Origin of the sequence: Photobacterium iliopiscarium (assembly GCF_003026395.1) — a bacterium.
Classification (GTDB): domain Bacteria; phylum Pseudomonadota; class Gammaproteobacteria; order Enterobacterales; family Vibrionaceae; genus Photobacterium; species Photobacterium iliopiscarium.
In genome coordinates this window covers 42,895-61,798 of record NZ_PYOO01000003.1, presented here as the reverse complement: position 1 = coordinate 61,798, position 18,904 = coordinate 42,895, and the positions used below count along the sequence as shown (strand labels likewise).

The following is an 18,904-nucleotide window of genomic DNA, read 5'->3' as shown; positions in this document are numbered from 1 at the left end:
ATAAACATGAGCCATTAAAATATGGTGCTCTGTGCATAGTAGCGATAATTATTTAAATAAGGAACATCTGCAAAAATTGTTTACGGATAAAGTAACTGTACTCGCGTGCTACAAGATGTAATTTATCTTTCAAAATTGGACTTAATCGCCCTCATGAGTAGAATAGCCGTTCACAAAATTGATACGTTTTTTGAAAGGCACGGTTATAAATGGGTAATAACGCGATGAGAAGTAACTTTGAGTTGTTAGCGCCGGGCGGTGATATAGAGTCGATTAAAGCGGCTATCGTTGCGGGTGCGGATGCTATTTATTGTGGATTAGATAATTTTAATGCCCGTAATCGTGCAACGAATATTACCTTTGAAGATTTAAATGGCATTGTTCGTGTTGCACACCAGCGTGATTGTAAGATTTTTCTTACGCTTAATATCATGATCCTTGAAAGTGAAATTCCTGCTGTTATTCGGTTATTGAATAAATTAGTTAATACTAAAATTGATGGTGTTATCTTACAAGATTTAGGGCTATTTTACTTAATTAAGCAATATTTTCCAACACTTGATGTCCATGCTTCAACCCAAGTTAATAGCCATAATGAAGGCCAAATTTTATTTATGGGGCAGCTTAATGCGAGCCGTGTGAATTTATCGCGTGAACTTAATATCAAAGAGATAAAACATTTAGCACAGTTTGGACATCAACATAATGTGTTAATGGAAGTGTTTGTCCATGGCTCATACTGCATTGGTTTTTCCGGTTTGTGTTATATCAGTTCGGCTAAAAATGGTAACTCAGGTAACCGTGGTCGTTGTAGTCAACCTTGTCGAGATCAATATCAAACGACGGCGGTTGGTAAAGATTACCCATTAAATATGAAAGACAATTCTGCGTTTTCAAATTTAGAAGCCTTAGCGGATGCTGGGGTGTATTCATTGAAGGTGGAAGGACGCATCAAAAAATCACATTACGTTTATACCGTGGTGGATAATTGGAGTCGTCAATTAGATAACTATTGTAATCAAAAGCCATTATTGGCGGATACACGTGAGTTATATACTGTCTTTAATCGCGATTTCTCTAACTCATATTTAATGGGTGATATTAATAAAGCAATGTTTATCGATAATCCACGCGATAACTCTGTCGATCACTTCGCACAGATTGCTGATGCTAAATCTGAGACTGAAATTCAAGCGGTTAAGCAAAAGCTATACGATGATAAAACTACGATTATTCAAACTGTTGAAGAGAGAATTGCTGATCTAGACATTAGTTTATTAGCATTAGAACTGACGATTATAGGTCAGGTTGGACAGCCGCTTATTATTCAAGTAACGACACCGCTACAACAGTTTGAAGTGGCATCAACCTCGTTATTGCGTCAATCTGATAATACGGTACTTGATAGCGATTGTTTTGAAAAACGCTTCCGTAGCTTAAATAATGGTGAATACTTGTTATCGTCAATGAATTTAAGCCAATTAGCGGCAGATGTGGTGGTGCTATTTAAAGAATTAACGCAAATGCGCGATCAGATTGCATGCGGGTTAAATGGCGATCAACCATTAGTTGAAGCGTTTGAATTACCGAAAACTGTTCGTCAGCCATTATCGACGATGACACCACGATTATCGGTCTTGATTGCTAATCCTGCTGATATTATTGCAGTGAGTCAGCCAGATATCGCAGTGTATTATCAATTGCCAGAAGCGATGGCAATGGAAGGGTTAAAATTAGTTAGTCTGTTCCAAGAAAATCCACAGCTTATTCCTTGGTTCCCTGCGATTTTAATTGGCAATAATTATCAAGCGGCAGTGACGTTCCTTGAACACGTTAAGCCATCACGTATTGTAACCAATAATAGTGGTGTCGGTTATGCGGCGCATCAGTTAGGTTTAGCGTGGGTAGCTGGCCCTCAAATGAATATCAGTAACAGTTTGAGCCTTGAATGCTTACAGCAAGAGTTTGGTTGTGTTGGGGCATTTATTTCTAATGAGATCAAACGTTCACAAATTAAACCCATTGCAGCACCTGCTGAGTTTGAATTGTATTACAGCATTTATCACCCGATGATGTTGCTAATGAGCCGTCAATGCTTATTCCATCAAACAGTAGGTTGTAAGAAAAAGCGTTTTGATGATAAGTGCTTACGTAAATGTGATAAGTCAGCATCGATCATTAATCTTACTGAAGCGTCATTTGTGGTTGATAAACAGCGCGGTGATCATAATGCGTTATATAACCCGAAGAACTTCTTAAATCTTGATATTGTGGCTGAGATTCAGAATAAGTTTACGGGCTTTATGATTGATTTACGTGATATTAAAACGGAAACCGCAGTGAATGCTGATAAAGCAACGGTTGTCTCTTTGTTTGATACCTATATCCATGGTGATATCAACGCTCGAGAAATATTAGAGCAAACTATCGTTGGCACTATTTGCCAACAATATAAAAAAGGTCTGTAATTTAGATAAATAGGATATTTCATGGTAGACGTAAACATTGTTGCTTTTGATGAAGTAAATAAAGAGAGTATTCGTTTAGTACGTGAGCAGGTATTTATTCAAGAGCAACACATTGATCCTGAAATTGAGTTTGATGGTTTAGATACACAAGCGGTGCATGTGCTGGTGGTTGATGGTGAACAACCATTAGGGACCGGGCGTATTTTAGCAAATGGACACATTGGTCGTATTGCGATTATGCAGGCTGCTCGTGGACAAGGATTGGGTGTAAAAGTAGTACGTGCTTTAGTGGAATATGCTAAACAACAAGGTTATCCAAAGGTTGATCTTGGGGCGCAAACTCATGCTGTCGATTTTTACCGTAAGCTAGGTTTTACGCCATACGGTGATGAATTTATGGAAGCCAATATTCCCCATCAAGCGATGGTAATGCTACTAGATCACCCATAAGTCGATAGCTTAGTATCGATTTTCTTCAATAAAGAAAACGCAGCTTATTTTATCCATCTTGTGTGAGTAAGATGGTTTAAAATTGCTGCGTTTTTATCGACTGTTAAGATATTAGCCTCTCAGAACCGTTTGGAATATTGCGCACCACACCAACTTTTAATTTACGTTTTAGTGGAGTAGTGACAAAACCAATAGGGGAAAAATACCCATTGTTTTTATCTTCTGTCGCTGAGAACCGTGCCACACTGTCGCGTACGGTTGATAGCTTGGTTAGTTTTAACTAAAAGATAAATAGTAAATGGCAGAATAGAAACGCCTAATTAAACGGTAAATATTTAAAATAAATCACAGTTTTAATGGAAGTTGCGGTTTTTAATACTTAAAAAAAAGGCTCATAAGAGCCTTTTAATGTATTCGCGTTGAGAATAATAACCGTCAGTTATTAGCCTTTTTTAGCGTTCTTTTGTAGGAAATCAAGTACAAGGTTGCGATCTTTTTCGTTTAGACCTGCACGTGGGAACATACTGTTAGTAATACCTTTCCACTGCTTGTAAGTGAAGTCACTTGGGTGTGGTGCTGCGTGACAAAGGGTACAGCTACCGTAGAATAACTTCTCACCAGGTGATTGCTCAGGACCACTTTCTGCGGCAACGGCTTTTAAGCGCTTACCTAATTGTAATGACCAGATATCCACTTTAAAGTCTGATTTCACAACTTTAGCTGGCGTGTATGCTTGGTTTGGCGTTTCGGCATCAGTACATTTTTTGAAGTAAGCCAAACAGGTGTTAGCACTGGTTGCTTGTGCTAAACCACTGGTTGGTTGACTACTTGTTAGCATGTTGATTGAGCCTGAGTTACAACGGCCTTTGCTATCAAGTTGTAGCCATGCGCCTTCGTGGATGTAAATAACACCCGGCATTGCTTCAGCAGTGATACGGGCACCCGCTAGTAGTACACCACGGTCATTATAAACTTCAACAACATCGCCATCTTTTACGCCACGTTCTTCAGCGTCTTTTTTATTGATGAGTACGATTTGACGACCATCAACAGACTCGTAGCTATTCACATCCGCATTCGCCATTTGTGAGTGCAAACGCATCCATGGGTGTGGGCTTAGTACGTGTACTTGACCTTTCTTCGCATTACCTAGCCATTCAAATGGTGGGATCCATTGTGGCATTGGTGGACAACTATTTGCTTTAAATCCAGCAATCGTTGAGCTATATAATTCGATTTTACCACTTGGTGTATGCAGTGGGTTCTTAATCGGATCTGCGTAGAAATCACCATGACGCACAAAGCTATTTGCCGCCGCAGGTGTTGATACGTGAGCGATACCATTTTGCCAGAATGTTTTGAAATCATCCGTTGCATCAGATGCTTCATAAGAGGCTTTAACATGTTGGTACATAGTTTTACCTTCGGTAAACTCTTTATGTACGTTAAACATGAAAGCAAGGCGTGAGAAGATTTCGTAATCATCTAAGCTTTCACCTACAGGCTCAATAACCTGACGCATCGCGTAGATTTTATTGTTGCTGTAAGTACCGCCTGATGAAATATCGTCACGCTCAAGTGTGGTTGTTGTTGGCAAAACGATATCAGAATATTTCGCCGTAGCACACCACCAAGGTTCGTGACAGATAATGGTATCGATATTATCGTTAAGCGCTTTGATTAATTCGTTAGTGTCTTGTTGGTGAGACAGTAAGTTATTACCTGCGTTATAGATAAGTTTTGCTTTTGGTAGTGTAAGGTTTGAACCATCACGAGTGTAAGCTTTACCTGGGTTTTTCAGCATATCTGAAACCATAACCACAGGACATGTCTTAGTGATAGGGTTACGACCTTGTGATAAACCGATAGGCATACGCTTACCAGAAGCAGGCATACCGCCATTACCATAGTGCCAGCTAAAGCCTGCACCTTCACCTGGCTTACCAATTTTACCTGCGATTGCAGCAAAGTTGATGATAGACCAGTGAATCATCTCACCGTGGTCAGCACGTTGTAGTGCCCAACCCGCCGCAATTTGGGTACGCTTAGTCACACAAAGTTCAGCGAGTTCTTTAATTTTAGCAGCAGGTAAACCTGTGATTTCTTCAGCCCACTCTGGTGTTTTAACAACACCATCTTCGTCACCGATTAAGTAAGCAAGGTACTTATCAAAACCAACAGTGTATTTATCGATGTAAGCTTTATCGTGTTGGCCTGTTTTGTACAGATGGTAAGACATTGCAGTAAATAGGGCAGTATCCGTATTAGGACGGATATTGATCATTTCACTACCAACTGCTTTATCTGTCTGGGTTTGTTGTGGGTTTATAGAGACAAACTTAATCCCTTTTTCCTTAAACGCTTCCCAATGTTTTTGCATAGAGTGATCAGCAACACGGAATTCTACACGGTTGGTTTTCCATGGGTCACAACCGATTAAAAGAACAACTTCAGTGTTTTTCTCTACAATTTCCCACGCAGTTTGTGGTGAGTATACTTCCATATCACCAATAACGTGTGGAAGGATAACTTCAGAAGCTCCTGCTGAATAGTCACCAGCACAGATACTTTGGCCACCAATAAGGTTGAAGAAACGACCTTGTAGTGTTTGAGGGCGGTTAACACCACAGTGTGACCAACCACCGTATGATGAACTGAAGACTGCTTCGTTACCGTGTTTTTCAACAGTACGAGCAATACAGAATGCGGTTAATGCGATTGCTGTATCCCAATCAACGCGAACAAAAGGTTCTTTACCACGAAGATGCGGGTTGTGATCGCCCAATGGATCTTCTAATAGTGACTTACGTACCATTGGATATTTGATACGTGTATCACTATAAGTACGACTCAAGACACCTTTAGTTAACATTTCTGTTGGGAAGGGGTCGACATCATTAATCGGTTGAACACCAATTAATGTACCGCCTTTAACGACTGCTTTAAACGGACCATAGTGAGTAGCTGATGGAATGGTAATTGTATCTGAAGCAAATACCTTTCCAGCAGGAAAAAGGGTGAGTCCGTTAGCAGCGATAGCCGTTGCTACTGAACCTTTTAAAAAGTTACGACGTGATAGGGTCATGTTTATATTCCGAAGACAAACCGAATGAATAAGCATTTTAATGACATAATAATCATTATAATATTTATCGGTATAGTGATCTATTATTTGACTTATTTCTTGATAGGCTACACGGAAATATAAAATATATTAGACTGCTAAATGAAAAATAAGTTATCACAAAAAGGCACCACAATATGTAATGTTTAATGCTCTATATAAATAGAAAAGTACTTAGCACAGCAACTAAAAATGGATTGATAATTATTCTCGATAGGTTCAACTTTGAGCTGGTTATACCGTATGGGTGGCGGTATTGTTGCTTGTTAATTCATTGATTAATAGGATTGTTTTTATTTATAACATTGTTTAATTAGCATTTATACTTAAACTGTAAAACACTATTTATAGTTTAATTGTAATTAGACATCTAAGTAAATAATGATTTTTATAAAGTCTAACACAATCATATGATTAGTTGTGTTTAGAATATTTATTTATGTGAATTGAAGGCGTTGCCCTGTTCATATTCAAATGTTAGTTTGTGCGCAACTCTTTTTTTAACGTTGTTTTGACGTTTAATTCATTTTGGACCATCCATGAAGAAACTATGGCGTTTTTTAGTAAAGCCAAGTAGTCGTTATTCAGTATTAGCGATTGCAGTTGTCTGTGTGATCATAACATTGGCCGGCGTATTTACCTTTCACGAATCGATAAAGTTTAGTTCGACTACTGAGTTTTGTACTTCATGTCACTCAATGAAAGAAAACTACAACGAATATAAAACAAGTATTCACTACAAAAACGCATATGGCGTACGTGCTGAATGTCGTGATTGTCATATTCCAGAAAATGATCCTATTGCGTTTATGAAAGCAAAATTAGGTGGTGTTGGCGATATTTACAGCGAATTTATCAGTAAAGATATTGATACTCCAGCTAAGTTTGAAGCAAACCGTTTACGTATGGCTCAAAACGTATGGCGTATGATGGCTGAAACAAATTCAGCAACATGTAAGAGTTGTCACTCATACACTGCTATGGATCACGCGAAGCAATCTCCAGCAGCGGCAGCAGCAATGACAACAGCAGCGGCAAAAAATATGAACTGTATTGAATGTCATAAAGGTATTGCGCACCAATTACCGCACATCAATAATGATTTCAAAGCAACGTTCAAACAATTAACGATTAATGCTGGTGAAGCGCCTGCGACTAAAACACTTTATACGTTAGCGTCTAAAAAACTATATACCACTGACTCAGCATCAGGTGATGCACAAGGTCAATTATACCCAGCATCAAAAGTTGAAGTGCTAGGTACAAGTGGCGACATGATCAAAGTACAAATTACAGGTTGGCAGCAACAAGGCTCAACAACAGGTATGTTAGTACAAGACATGGCGAAGCAAATTCAAACTGTCTCTCTAAATGCAGACCTACAAAAGTCAGCAACGATTTTAAATACAGTAAAAACTGAAGATGGTCAGACATGGCAGCAAGAACAAGTATCAGCATGGATCACTCAGCGTAATATGCTAGCGAGCATGAAGCCTATTTGGGCTTACGGTAAAGAAATTCTTGATGCAACATGTAGTCAATGTCACGCTATTCCAGATCCAAAACACTTAACTGCAAATGGTTGGGTTCAAGGTCTAAAAGCGATGCAACAATACTACATGCTAGATAAAGATGAAGAGCGCACATTGCTTAAGTATCTTCAAGATAATGCGAAAGATGCACCTGTGGCAGCCCCACAAGCAGCAGAATAAGCATTAATAATAAACTCTAGTTATTGAGTTGTGAAAGCCTGCGTTTAACGCAGGCTTTTTTGTGCGTGGTCGTTTGTATTGTTGGTGTTTATTATTTGCAGTAAGCAGTAAGCAGTAAGCAGTAAGCAGTAGGTAATAGGTAATAGATAAGTAATCTGCGACAAATGAGGATATGAAATGTGGCTATTTATAATAAAGAACGATGAGATTGGTTTTTGCTTTCTAGCTGAACACCGTAACACCTCAGTCCATACTTCATTATATGCAATGTGAAGTATGGACTGCGGTATTATGGCTGATTAAGCGATGACACATTGATTGTAGTCTGATGTTTTTTATGAGGAGCGGCTGTATTTAGCTAAACTAAACGGTTGCTATCATCGTTTGTGTTTGGGGCGCGAGGTTATCACCTAATGCATGAAGTTCAGGTAACATACAGTGAATTAAATGGAGTTGCTGTAATACCATTTTAGCCGAAGTACAATCTTCATCTCGCCATTGGCCTAAACGCTGTTCTAGATTGAGGTTCAATGAGGGTGACGTTTCAATAAGAGAACCATTTAGTTGCAATGAAATACACTCTAAATGATTATGAATAATACGATGTGCCTCTGATACTAATTGATGAGTTTGATTATCTTGCAGTTGAGTACGATGTGCTCCAAGTGCTGAGATGTAGCTTAACATAGCATGATTTAATGTTAAAAAGCGGAAGCTCTTATCGATATCTATTTGGTATTTATCAGGTTCAGCTAACATATTATTTATCGCGGTACTGAGTTGTGCATCTTTGTTGTGCGCTTCACGACGCGCAATACGATAATTCCTATTGTCTCGTTTACCAATGCGATATTGAGCGATAATTTGCGCTAAGTAATTTTTATTCGCAAGGGTCGCCTCTGCCATCACTTTATGTAATCGTTTAGATTCCCAATCAGGTAAAATAAAGCTTACGGCTAATACCGCTAGCAGACAACCGAGTAACGTATCGCCTAATCGAGGTAAGATAACCGCAAATCCTTCCCCTAATTGGTTAAAGCAAAACAGTACTAATAAGGTAATAAAGGCAGTTGCCCAGTCATATTTAACCGCTCGAAAGGCAAAGAAAAGTACCCCCATGGCAACCATGAGTACCAGTTGACCTTCTTGGCCTGGAAATAGATACAGCAGTGGTATGCCTGCGAGTAAGCCACCGAGAGTACCGATAACGCGTTGTACTAATTTTTGACGGGTTGCACTGTAGTTCGGCTGGCACACAAATAATGTCGTTAATAAAATCCAATATCCTCGTTGCAGATCTAGCGCTTGAATAAAGCCATAACCGACAATTAATGCGATGCCTAAACGAATAGCATGACGAAATAACATTGAGTCGGTATTGAGCTGACAGCTAATACGTTTCCACATTTCTTTGATGCTATGTGCTTCAGTATCCACTAACTCAATATCAATTTGCTGTTGAATATGTTCTGCATCTGGATTATTAATATTTTGCAGTTGACGTTCTACTGTTGCGAGATTATTGAATAAATAGTCTAGCTGATTAAGGAGTGATCGCCATTGTGGATTATTTTGTTGTTTAAGGTAATTAAGTGATTGCTGTAACTCATCTAAAGCATTAATGGAATCTGAGTCATGATGGTAAGCCTTGCCTTGTTTTAATGCTTCAGCAATGCCATGACAGGCAATGGCTTGTACATGCAATAAACGTTGAAAGCGAAATAAGACATCACTGCGTTTAAAAGCAGTGGCTAGTTCTCGATAACGGTAATGCGATGAACTGGCACGTTCATGAATATCTTGTGCCATAAAATAAATGTTGAGAAATTTATCACTTTGTCCACGGCCTGCACGGTGGAGTAACGTCATTTTAACGGCATTTAACGCATTAACCACTTTAGCATTTTGTTTTGCTGCTTGAATTCGTAATGGCTGTGATGTCAGATTAACCACCGGATCAAACAATTTACTTTTATTCTCGAGATAATAGCCAAATTCAGTGAATACGTTAGCCAGTCCTTGTTGTACAGGTTGGTTGGGCCATAAGATATGCCATAACAGCGATAAGATTCCATACCAACAAGCGCCTGCCAGAAGTAACATCGGTTGGTACCACAGATCCGTACTATTATTGGCACCGAGCATGGTATAAACCGCAAGTAATAGTGAGGCAAAAGCGATATTGGCGTAACGAGGCCCCATAGCACCTAACATAATAAAGCCAAAGGTTGAGCAAAATAAGCCAATTGCAAATAAAATGGGGTAGTTAAATAGAATTTCAATAGAAAGGGATGCAATTAAAAAGCAGACTAAAGTAATCGTAAGGCCTTTGATGCGACCGGTTAAATTATCATCAGATTCAGCCAGTGCTGCGGCAATAATTCCGAGCACAAGTGGCGTGACTGCGTGATTGGCGCCAAGATACCAGCAGGGTAATACTACACCAACTAAAGCAATCAATACTCGAATTGAATAATTGATTCGGTCATTAACCCAGTATCTGCGGAATTTTACGTGTAACTCTTTAGTTTGCATGGATATTAACAATCTTCTGATAATAAGGAATAGAGAAAACGGTAGAATTGTCTAACGTTATAAAAACGTGACTAAAGATAACAGATATCTTGTTATTGCCGATCAAAAAAATAAACTTTTAGCTCGTGGAATAATATTTAGTCAAATAGGCATTTCAATACTATGGCTATACGTGAGTTATTGATACTCTAAGCAACATTATCCCGATAAGCGGGTGACAAGTAATGATTCAATTGAGGTTGATGACATGATCATCAGCCAGTAATGAGTGTTACAGCCTAATTAAAGCATGGAACAATTGGTGGAATCACAATGCAATTAAGTGCCAGTCGACTAGCACAATGGTTAGTTCAAGGTGATTATTACAGTATCGCTTTAGACGGTAATAACCTGGTCTTAGATAGTCAAACTTCTTCTGACGTTATCTCTTTTGATGACTGGGATGGTTCGATTGAAATCCATCGCGGTGTATTATGGGGCGCGCTTGAGCTTACGTCTTCAAATCAACAATACTGTTGGACAGTTCATGGTTTACCTTGGCATGAATGTAAATCTTTCGCGGCATTTTTAGTCCGTAGTTATCAAGATTGGGCACAAAGCCGCGTTGATAAATTAGATGCGATATTGCCAGAAATGCTGCAACGTATCGCATTGTTTTCTAATAAATCTGGGTACTTACGCCATTCTGAGCATCATGAATTACATCAGTTTCTTAATGATGGTTTAACCGACTCAGAATTAAACCCAGAGCTTGCTGCAACATTTAGACCGCGTAGTTTTGAGAAAATATCACCGTGGCTTGGTGAGCATCAAGCTTGGGTTGAAGAACACAATAAACAATGGTTAACACAACAATCACAAAAATGGGGTTCATGGTTCGATAGTTTTGAGAAATCGCCACTGAATGAATCGCAACGTTTAGCCGCTTTAATTAATCAAGATTATAACTTGGTACTTGCAGGTGCGGGTACAGGTAAAACCAGTGTATTAATTGCACGAGCAGGGTATTTGATTGCTAGTCAAGTGGCGGTGCCTGAAGATATTCTGATGTTATCGTTTGGGCGTAAAGCAGCGGATGAGATGACTGACAGACTAAAACAAAAAGTCAGTGATCGGGTTAAAGTCGCAACTTTTCATGGTTTGGGCTCTCAAATTATTCGTGATGTTGAACTGGATAAACCTAATGTTGCATCAATTACCTTAGATACTCGCGCTCGTAGTGCATGGTTAGCGCGAATGCTGATTGATCAATGGAATAATTCAACGTCAGCAAATAAATGGCAACGACACCTTACGCAGTGGCGAGTCCCTGGGTTTAGTAAAGAAAACTCAATGGAACAACAAGCTGAAAATGAACAATTACAAGCTTGGGTATGGCGTAATATTGAGTTATTAGGTCAGTCAGGGATGAATAAAGAGTCCCTGCTTGAGGCTATTCAAAACAATAATAACCCAGCAATGCGACCGCGTATGAAAAGTGAGTTGACGTTGTTATGGCCATGCTACCAGGCGTATTTGCAGCACTTAAAAGTGAAGAAGCAAATTGACTTCAACAGTATGATCGAAGTAGCCACTGAGTATGTTAAAACGGGTAAATTTATCTCGCCATGGCGTTATATTATGGTGGATGAATACCAAGATATTTCACCACAACGATTAGCATTGATTGAAGCGTTATGTCATCAGAAAATTGAAGGGCATTCCGCGCCAACATTATTTGCAGTTGGTGACGATTGGCAAGCCATTTACCATTTTGCTGGAGCTGATGTTAATTTAACGACTGATTTTGAAAGCCGTTTTGGTAATAGTCGTATTACAGAACTTTCAACCACATACCGCTTTAATAGTATGATTGGCGAAGTGGCGAATGTCTTTATACAACAAAATCCATTCCAAGTTAAAAAGCAATTAACCAGCTTTACTAAGCAGAGTAAAAAGGCGGTTACGTTATTGGCGACCGATTTATTACCGCAAGAGTTAATTCGGTTGAACAAGCATTACGAGAATAAGACCACAAAAGTACTTATTCTGGGGCGCAATAATAAGCAAAAGCCTGAGAAATTTGAAACGTGGAAGAATCAGTGGCCGCACCTTAATTTGGAATACATGACGTGTCATTCAAGTAAGGGCCGTGAAGCTGACTATGTATTTATTGTTGATGTGAATAAAGGTATTTTCCCTTCACCGGATCGTGAAACGGGTTTAGCTGCGATTATGCAATCACGTACTGAAACCTATAATGACGCTGAAGAACGCCGTTTATTCTATGTCGCATTAACGCGTGCTAAAAAGCATGTGTGGGTCTGTGCTGATCCTGATAAAACATCACCGTTTATTAATGAATTAATTGAAGATAAATACCCAGTTAATAATAAAATTAAACGGACTAAATAAAGATTAGTTGTTTATTGAAGCCCTGTTATTATGATTGCGAGTTGTTATAACGATCATAATAACAGGGCTTTTTATTGTTCATTTTTTAGCTTATGTGCTGACATGTACGACGATTTTACCTGAATGGGTATGGTTTTTTAATTCAGTCAGTGCGAGGGAGAGTTTGTTAAATGGGACGATTTTTTCAACCATACTGTGTAAACGACCATTAGCAACGAATTCACTTAAATTATTACCAATATCAGCAAGATGAGTGATATGTTCTGGTGCACCATGGGCATAAGTGCCATGAAGTGCGACTTCATGAATACTAATCGCTTTTGTGGTTGCTAATAGGGGCACTTGGTCAAATTGGTTTGCGACCATAACGATATGACCATTATAACGAATTAACGCACTCATCATGCTGCCTGATTTGGCTGAGATACAATCAATCACACCATGCAATAATCTATCTTCTGTTAGGTTTATAAGCTCAAGTGCAACATTTTGTTGCGGGCAAATAACCGCATCAATACCATAGCTGAGTAATCGAGCATGGTGCTGTCGTTCTGCAATGGCATAGACATGCGCACCGGCAAGCTTGGCTAATTGTGCTGCAAATCCGCCGACACCACCGCCTGCTCCTGTGATTGCAATATGTTGTCCTGCTGCAACGTGTAATTTATCGTGTACTGCTATCCATGCACTGTATCCTGCGCAGGGGAGCGCTGCGGCATCGGTAAATGATAATGTCAGTGGAATACGGCTAACAGCAATGGCTTTAACACAGACGTACTCAGCAAATCCTCCTGCTGTTCGTGGATCGGCAAAAAACATGACTCTATCGTTAATATTAAAATGGTGGACATTTTCTCCCACACTTTCAATGCTACCGGTGACATCTAGCCCTATTATTTGGGGATAGTTCCACGTCGCATATCCCCAATGAGTTAGTTTGTAATCGATAGGGTTTAATCCTACGACGGCAACCTTTACACATATTTCATCTGCGGCTGGAATAGGTTTATTGGTCGTCGTGAGTGATAAGGCTTGTAGCCCATCTGGTTGTTGTAACATCCACGCTTGCATAGGCGACTCCTTGATATACTACTTATAACCATATAAGGAATTATTTTTTTTGCCTTAAATATATTATTTTAAATAATAAAAAGCCCTCGATATTGACGAAGGCTTATTGATTGATTTTATGATAGCAGCCAGATGCTTAATCTAGACGTTCTTTTAGGTAAGCCTCATAGTCTGGAATTTCTATATCAATTTCTTTATCAAGCAGTGGCGATGTAATAATAAAATTGGCACTGGCACGGTTAGTCGCTACCGGAATATTCCAGACAGCAGATATACGTAGTAATGCTTTTACATCGGGATCATGCGGGACGGCATTGAGTGGATCCCAGAAGAAGATCATGATGTCAATTTTGCTTTCTGAAATTAATGCGCCAAGTTGTTGATCGCCACCCATTGGACCACTGATTAAACAGGTGATAGGTAAACCTGTTTCTTTTGTGAGTAGGTGTCCAGTTGTACCTGTTGCATAAAGGGCATGATTTGCCAACTTATGCTGGTGCTCTTTTACCCAGCGAAGTAAAGCAGTTTTACAATTGTCATGAGCAACAAGAGCGATATGCTTTTTAGCTGCCATTTTACGTGTTGTAGTGATCATGATCTTCCTTTTTATATCAAATTCATCTTGATGGAACTTGGTGACGATGTTTATAAGTAACAAAGACGAGGCACCGTGTAAATCAGATTAGATTAAAACTTTGTCGTCGCCCATCATTTATTGATATTCATCGTTATAGCTCAATATTATGATCGGTATTATCGACTGATATGATGATCATTGACGTAAAATGAAGGTCTAAATTCTGCGGGTGACAATGAATCACGAATAACGGTTGATGGTAAATATTGTGGTGTTAAATCAACAATTAATGGTGAAATATCTAGAGCGATCGTTTTTTTCTCAAGGTAACGTACTGTTTGATCTATTGATAGTCGCGCTTGTTCAACCATTTTATCTGTTGGTGCAAAGAGGATTTTATGGCGACGTAAGCCTCGGTAAACCCCATGACTGAGATACGTGGATACAATTTTTATATTGGAAATATGATTGGTTCGTAATTCACTGATGGCAACTTCAGCAGCTACTGCACCACCTACAATATAATCAATGTTTTTATAATCAGTAAATAATTGCTGCAATAGGTTACGTTGGAGTTCTTTACTGTTGTCAGCCCATAGCGTCGTTATAATGTCGATATCACTATTGGCAATTGCCGCTTTAAAACCTTTTGTTACCGGTTTAGTTCCACCACGTAATTGTGGTCCTGGTAGCCATGCAATGCGGACTTTGCCTGAGCCTTTAGGGTGCTGTTTTGCGAGATAAGTGCCAGCAGCTTTACCCATTTCATACCAATCAACGCCAACTTTTGCTTTTACATGTTGACGAATATCTGGATCGGTAAAATCGATATCATTGGTCATTAAAAATACCGGGATATTGCCAATTAATGCAGATAACTTACCGTTATAAGCTTGGGTATCAACGGTGCCTAGAATGATGGCATCCGCCCCCCAGTGACGACAAGCAATTAACTGACTTTGTTGTTTTTCGAGGTTGCTATAACCGCCAGCCTCAAGCACTTTTAAGGTAATACCGAGTTTTTTTGCTTGCTCAACCATTCCATAATTGATCGATAACCAATAAGAGTCTTTTAAATGTGGGTACACTGCACATACTTTCCACGATTTAGAAACCGAGGTTAAAAAAGAATATTGAATTTTGGTCGGTTGCTTATCCGCTTTGAAAGGCGGTTGATATGAAATAATCTCAAGCGCAAATGCGGATTGAGCAGAGAAAATCATCAAAATAAAAAATAAAATACGCATTGTTACCAACATTATTTAGGTCTAAAGCCATATCGCTGGCAAAATAGTACCGTTTTATTGTGTCTGGTGAAATAGCCAGTATCGAACAAGGCATATTAATGCTGACTATTCACTGTTCTAAACAAGATTTTTGAGATAGAGACTATTTATGACGTTTACCCGAAAAGGTATCGGAGCCAAACTGTTATTAGCCTTTTCTGCCATGGCTGGTTTAATGATTATAGCGGTTATGATTGGTGTTGCAGGCTTTTCGTTAGTCGCTAAAACTGAACGTACTGTTATTAATTCCGCAGTACCTTCATTAGCTGAAGCTAGGAAATTATCAGATTTGAGCTCTCGAATTATATTTAATGCCCAAGTCTTAGCTAAGTCGAAACTTGAATCAGAACGGATGCAACAAGGGCGAGCATTAACGGTACATATTGAAGCTTTAACACGTAGCCTACATGCCCTTGAGCAGTATTCGTTTGATCAACCGCTAATGCTCAAACTTGAAGATGACGTAAAGCGTATTGTTGATAATTTAGCCTTACTTGGATTATTGGTTGGTCGACAAATCGATTTGCAAAGTCAATTAGATGAATTAACGGCGGTAATGACCAAAGCCACTCATCAAATCGATAGCTTATCACAATCACAAGTTGCTAATGCCAATACGATAGCCGTTGCTAATGTATCGCGTATTTATGATTTAGTGGCTGAAAATAATAAACCTGCGGTCTATAACGCGCTTGATAGCTTAGTAGAAGTTGATATGGACTTGTCTGAGCGGTTATTTGAATTACGCTTTTTATCATTACAAGTAATTAATATGCTTGATGATTCTGAACGTATTATGGATATTAAATCGCTGGTGGCATTGAAAAAGCGTTTTAACAATGCGGTCAATATTATCAGTCATCGGGTTAAATCGGTTGAAGATCCTAGCCGTTCAGAGCAGCTACTCAAACAAACGGCTAAACTTGAGCGTGGAAATCTGTTGTTTGGGGTTAGTGAGCAGCTTATTTATGCCAAACAAGATGTACAACGACTAGATCAACAAAACTTAGTCTTGTTCCAAGAGTTAAACAGCACGGTTGATAATATTATTGCTGCGGCTAATACCAATACTCAACAGGCCGTTAAGCAGGTTGACCAGACATTGACTGTTGCGCGTAATACGCTAATTGTTATTTCAGCTATTGGGCTGCTCGCTTTAGTGTTAATTATGTGGCGTATTGTTTATGTTCGCGTTGTTTGTCGTATTAACCATTATAGCCGAGCCTTGTTATCACTGGCGCGCGGTGACTTATGTATTCAATTAGATGTTGATGGTGACGATGAATTAGCACAAATGGGGCGGGCTATTTTAGTGGCACGTGATACTGCGAGTGAACGACATCGATTAGCGCAAGCTGAAGCTAAAATTCGTCAAGAATTACAACAACACAAAGCCAGTTTAGAGCGGTTAGTTGCCAAGCGAACCGGTGAATTAGAACGTATTAATAGTCGTTTAAATGAAGAAGTCTACAACCATTATAAAGCGCGTGATGAAGCTGAAAAAGCGAACCGTGCTAAGTCAGCATTCTTAGCGACCATGAGTCATGAGATTAGAACACCGATGAATGGTGTGTTAGGTACGGCATCATTATTAGCTGATACTGCGTTAAGCACACAACAAAAACGCTATTTAGATGTGATTAATCGCAGTGGTGAAACATTATTAGATATCCTTAATGACATCCTTGATTATTCTAAGATTGAAGCCGGACATTTGGACATAAGATCGAGTGATTTTGCTTTAAAACGTATGGTCGTTGATGTGTTTAACATGCTTCAAGGGCGTGCAATGGCAAAGCGAATTGGACTTGAATATTATATTGAACCTGATGTTGATGCTATTTGGGTTGGTGATGAAAGTCGAATTCGACAAGTGCTAGTAAACTTAGTGGGTAATGCGATTAAATTTACCGATAAAGGTAAAGTTACCATTACTGTTCAGCTACATCCTGATATGCCAGGTGAAATATTATTCTCAGTGCAAGATACTGGTATTGGTATTGGGACGCATGAACAATCGTTATTATTTAACGCGTTCCAACAAGCAGAAGCGGGACGTAAGGCGATTGAAGGGACAGGACTTGGTTTAGCCATTAGTAAACATATTGTTGCTGCTATGGATGGTGAGATAGGTGTTGATTCAATTGCTAATACGGGGAGTTGTTTCTGGTTCTCATTACCTCTAGAACGGGGTCAAGAGCGATTGAATACCGATGTTGACCAAGTGCTCGTTCCAGCGGCACATATTTTATTGGTTGAAGATAACCCCGTGAACAGTATGGTTGCGGAAGGTTTTCTTAAGCGGCTTGGCCATAGTGTGGTTATTGCTGAAGATGGCGCACAAGCAGAGCAGTTTTACCGTAATGAACAGTTTGATTTAGCGTTATTGGACATTAATTTACCTGATACTGATGGTGTGACGCTATTGCATCAATTACGCCGTATTGATAGTAGTAATAAAAATACGTGGCAAGAGCCGACGCCGATGGTTGCATTTTCTGCCCATGTATTTAGAGAGGAAGTCGAAATTTATTTAAATGCAGGTTTTGCTGGCTTCTTACCTAAACCATTAGTTGAACAACAATTAATTGATACTATGAACAGTATTTTAAAAGGAGATAAGCGAGTGGTTATTGAAAAAGGGGCGGGAGAAGAAAAGCCGCAACTAATTGAGACTGATGAGTTATTTCCTTTAGTGAAAGAATCTGTTTTAGGCAGTGATCTGCAAGTATTAGGTGAAGATCAAGTAAAACAGTTAATTGGTTTATTTGGTGATTCTGCGAGTAAGACATTAGTAATATTGCATCAGGCGATTGCTGATAACAATTTATCGGATGTCGCTAAACAAGCCCATACCCTTAAAGGTGCTGCTGGTACGATGGGATTAATGCAGCTATATCAGTTATGCTTAACGTTTGAAAAATCGGCACAAGAAGGGTCGATTGCTGAGTTAGATGTCGCACCATTACAACAAGTATTTGATGCATCTGTTGCCGCTTTAGCAACCACTTTCCTTAATAATTAACATTACTAATTATAGTGATAATAAAAAGAACGCTGTGGCGTTCTTTTTTTATGGGCGTAGATCAAGGGGCATAAATAGACGATGAGGTTCAGGCTGATAATGTGCTACCGAAGTTCCGTTAAATCTAATGCGTGAACACTCTTTGCTGGTGCGGTGGTGTAATAACGTTTGAATTGCGTGTCCGTGTCCGTGTCCGTATCCTTGTAGGTGTGCTTAGAATAGACAAGAAGAAAATATATGATGATATGTACGATGGGGTAAG

The 18,904-nt window shown here is 39.2% G+C and carries 10 protein-coding genes; 5 read left to right on the top strand and 5 right to left on the bottom strand.

The features are described 5' to 3' along the window. Nucleotides 1–209 precede the first annotated feature (209 nt). Nucleotides 210–2,468, top strand: coding sequence for a peptidase U32 family protein (locus C9J51_RS06105; protein WP_082301544.1), 2,259 nt, complete (start codon nucleotides 210–212; stop codon nucleotides 2,466–2,468). Nucleotides 2,469–2,489: 21 nt separating this feature from the next. Then, nucleotides 2,490–2,918: a GNAT family N-acetyltransferase gene (locus C9J51_RS06100; protein WP_045036662.1), complete on the top strand. Its 429-nt coding sequence runs from the start codon at nucleotides 2,490–2,492 to the stop codon at nucleotides 2,916–2,918. Nucleotides 2,919–3,360: 442 nt separating this feature from the next. Here the strand turns inward: C9J51_RS06100 and C9J51_RS06095 are convergent, their stop codons facing one another. Further along, nucleotides 3,361–6,003, bottom strand: coding sequence for a molybdopterin-dependent oxidoreductase (locus C9J51_RS06095; RefSeq protein WP_045040691.1), 2,643 nt, complete (start codon nucleotides 6,001–6,003; stop codon nucleotides 3,361–3,363). Between the two features lie 578 nt (nucleotides 6,004–6,581). On the opposite strand from C9J51_RS06095, the gene torC reads away from it, so the two are divergent. Then, complete coding sequence (torC, locus tag C9J51_RS06090) at nucleotides 6,582–7,754, top strand: pentaheme c-type cytochrome TorC (RefSeq protein WP_107236860.1); 1,173 nt, start codon at nucleotides 6,582–6,584, stop codon at nucleotides 7,752–7,754. A gap of 363 nt (nucleotides 7,755–8,117) precedes the next feature. Here torC and yccS read toward each other — a convergent pair whose 3' ends face one another. After that, nucleotides 8,118–10,289, bottom strand: coding sequence for a YccS family putative transporter (gene yccS, locus C9J51_RS06085; RefSeq protein WP_045040692.1), 2,172 nt, complete (start codon nucleotides 10,287–10,289; stop codon nucleotides 8,118–8,120). 312 nt (nucleotides 10,290–10,601) lie between these two features. Between yccS and helD the strand changes: the two genes are divergently transcribed. Further along, nucleotides 10,602–12,683 carry a DNA helicase IV gene (gene helD / locus C9J51_RS06080; protein ID WP_045036658.1) on the top strand — a complete coding sequence of 694 codons (2,082 nt, stop codon included), beginning with the start codon at nucleotides 10,602–10,604 and terminating at the stop codon, nucleotides 12,681–12,683. 90 nt (nucleotides 12,684–12,773) lie between these two features. Here helD and C9J51_RS06075 read toward each other — a convergent pair whose 3' ends face one another. From C9J51_RS06075 to torT, 3 genes are all read right to left on the bottom strand, one after another. Beyond that, the gene (locus C9J51_RS06075) at nucleotides 12,774–13,754 is read right to left on the bottom strand and encodes a zinc-binding dehydrogenase (protein WP_045040693.1); all 981 of its coding nucleotides are present in this window, start codon (nucleotides 13,752–13,754) and stop codon (nucleotides 12,774–12,776) included. Nucleotides 13,755–13,890: 136 nt separating this feature from the next. Further along, nucleotides 13,891–14,349 (bottom strand): methylglyoxal synthase, encoded by a 459-nt coding sequence (locus C9J51_RS06070; RefSeq protein WP_045036656.1) that lies wholly within the window; start codon nucleotides 14,347–14,349, stop codon nucleotides 13,891–13,893. 158 nt (nucleotides 14,350–14,507) lie between these two features. Continuing rightward, nucleotides 14,508–15,578 carry a TMAO reductase system periplasmic protein TorT gene (gene torT / locus C9J51_RS06065; RefSeq protein ID WP_107180351.1) on the bottom strand — a complete coding sequence of 357 codons (1,071 nt, stop codon included), beginning with the start codon at nucleotides 15,576–15,578 and terminating at the stop codon, nucleotides 14,508–14,510. 148 nt (nucleotides 15,579–15,726) lie between these two features. Between torT and torS the strand changes: the two genes are divergently transcribed. Then, nucleotides 15,727–18,642, top strand: a complete 2,916-nt coding sequence (gene torS / locus C9J51_RS06060) for a TMAO reductase system sensor histidine kinase/response regulator TorS (RefSeq protein WP_107274904.1) — start codon at nucleotides 15,727–15,729, stop codon at nucleotides 18,640–18,642. Nucleotides 18,643–18,904 lie beyond the last annotated feature (262 nt).

Bases quoted from the DNA above. Each gene is read 5' to 3' on its own strand.
- C9J51_RS06105 (WP_082301544.1), top strand. From the start codon at position 210: ATGGGTAATAACGCGATGAGAAGTAACTTTGAGTTGTTAGCGCCGGGC.
- C9J51_RS06100 (WP_045036662.1), top strand. From the start codon at position 2,490: ATGGTAGACGTAAACATTGTTGCTTTTGATGAAGTAAATAAAGAGAGT.
- C9J51_RS06095 (WP_045040691.1), bottom strand. From the start codon at position 6,003: ATGACCCTATCACGTCGTAACTTTTTAAAAGGTTCAGTAGCAACGGCT.
- torC (WP_107236860.1), top strand. From the start codon at position 6,582: ATGAAGAAACTATGGCGTTTTTTAGTAAAGCCAAGTAGTCGTTATTCA.
- yccS (WP_045040692.1), bottom strand. From the start codon at position 10,289: ATGCAAACTAAAGAGTTACACGTAAAATTCCGCAGATACTGGGTTAAT.
- helD (WP_045036658.1), top strand. From the start codon at position 10,602: ATGCAATTAAGTGCCAGTCGACTAGCACAATGGTTAGTTCAAGGTGAT.
- C9J51_RS06075 (WP_045040693.1), bottom strand. From the start codon at position 13,754: ATGCAAGCGTGGATGTTACAACAACCAGATGGGCTACAAGCCTTATCA.
- C9J51_RS06070 (WP_045036656.1), bottom strand. From the start codon at position 14,349: ATGATCACTACAACACGTAAAATGGCAGCTAAAAAGCATATCGCTCTT.
- torT (WP_107180351.1), bottom strand. From the start codon at position 15,578: ATGCGTATTTTATTTTTTATTTTGATGATTTTCTCTGCTCAATCCGCA.
- torS (WP_107274904.1), top strand. From the start codon at position 15,727: ATGACGTTTACCCGAAAAGGTATCGGAGCCAAACTGTTATTAGCCTTT.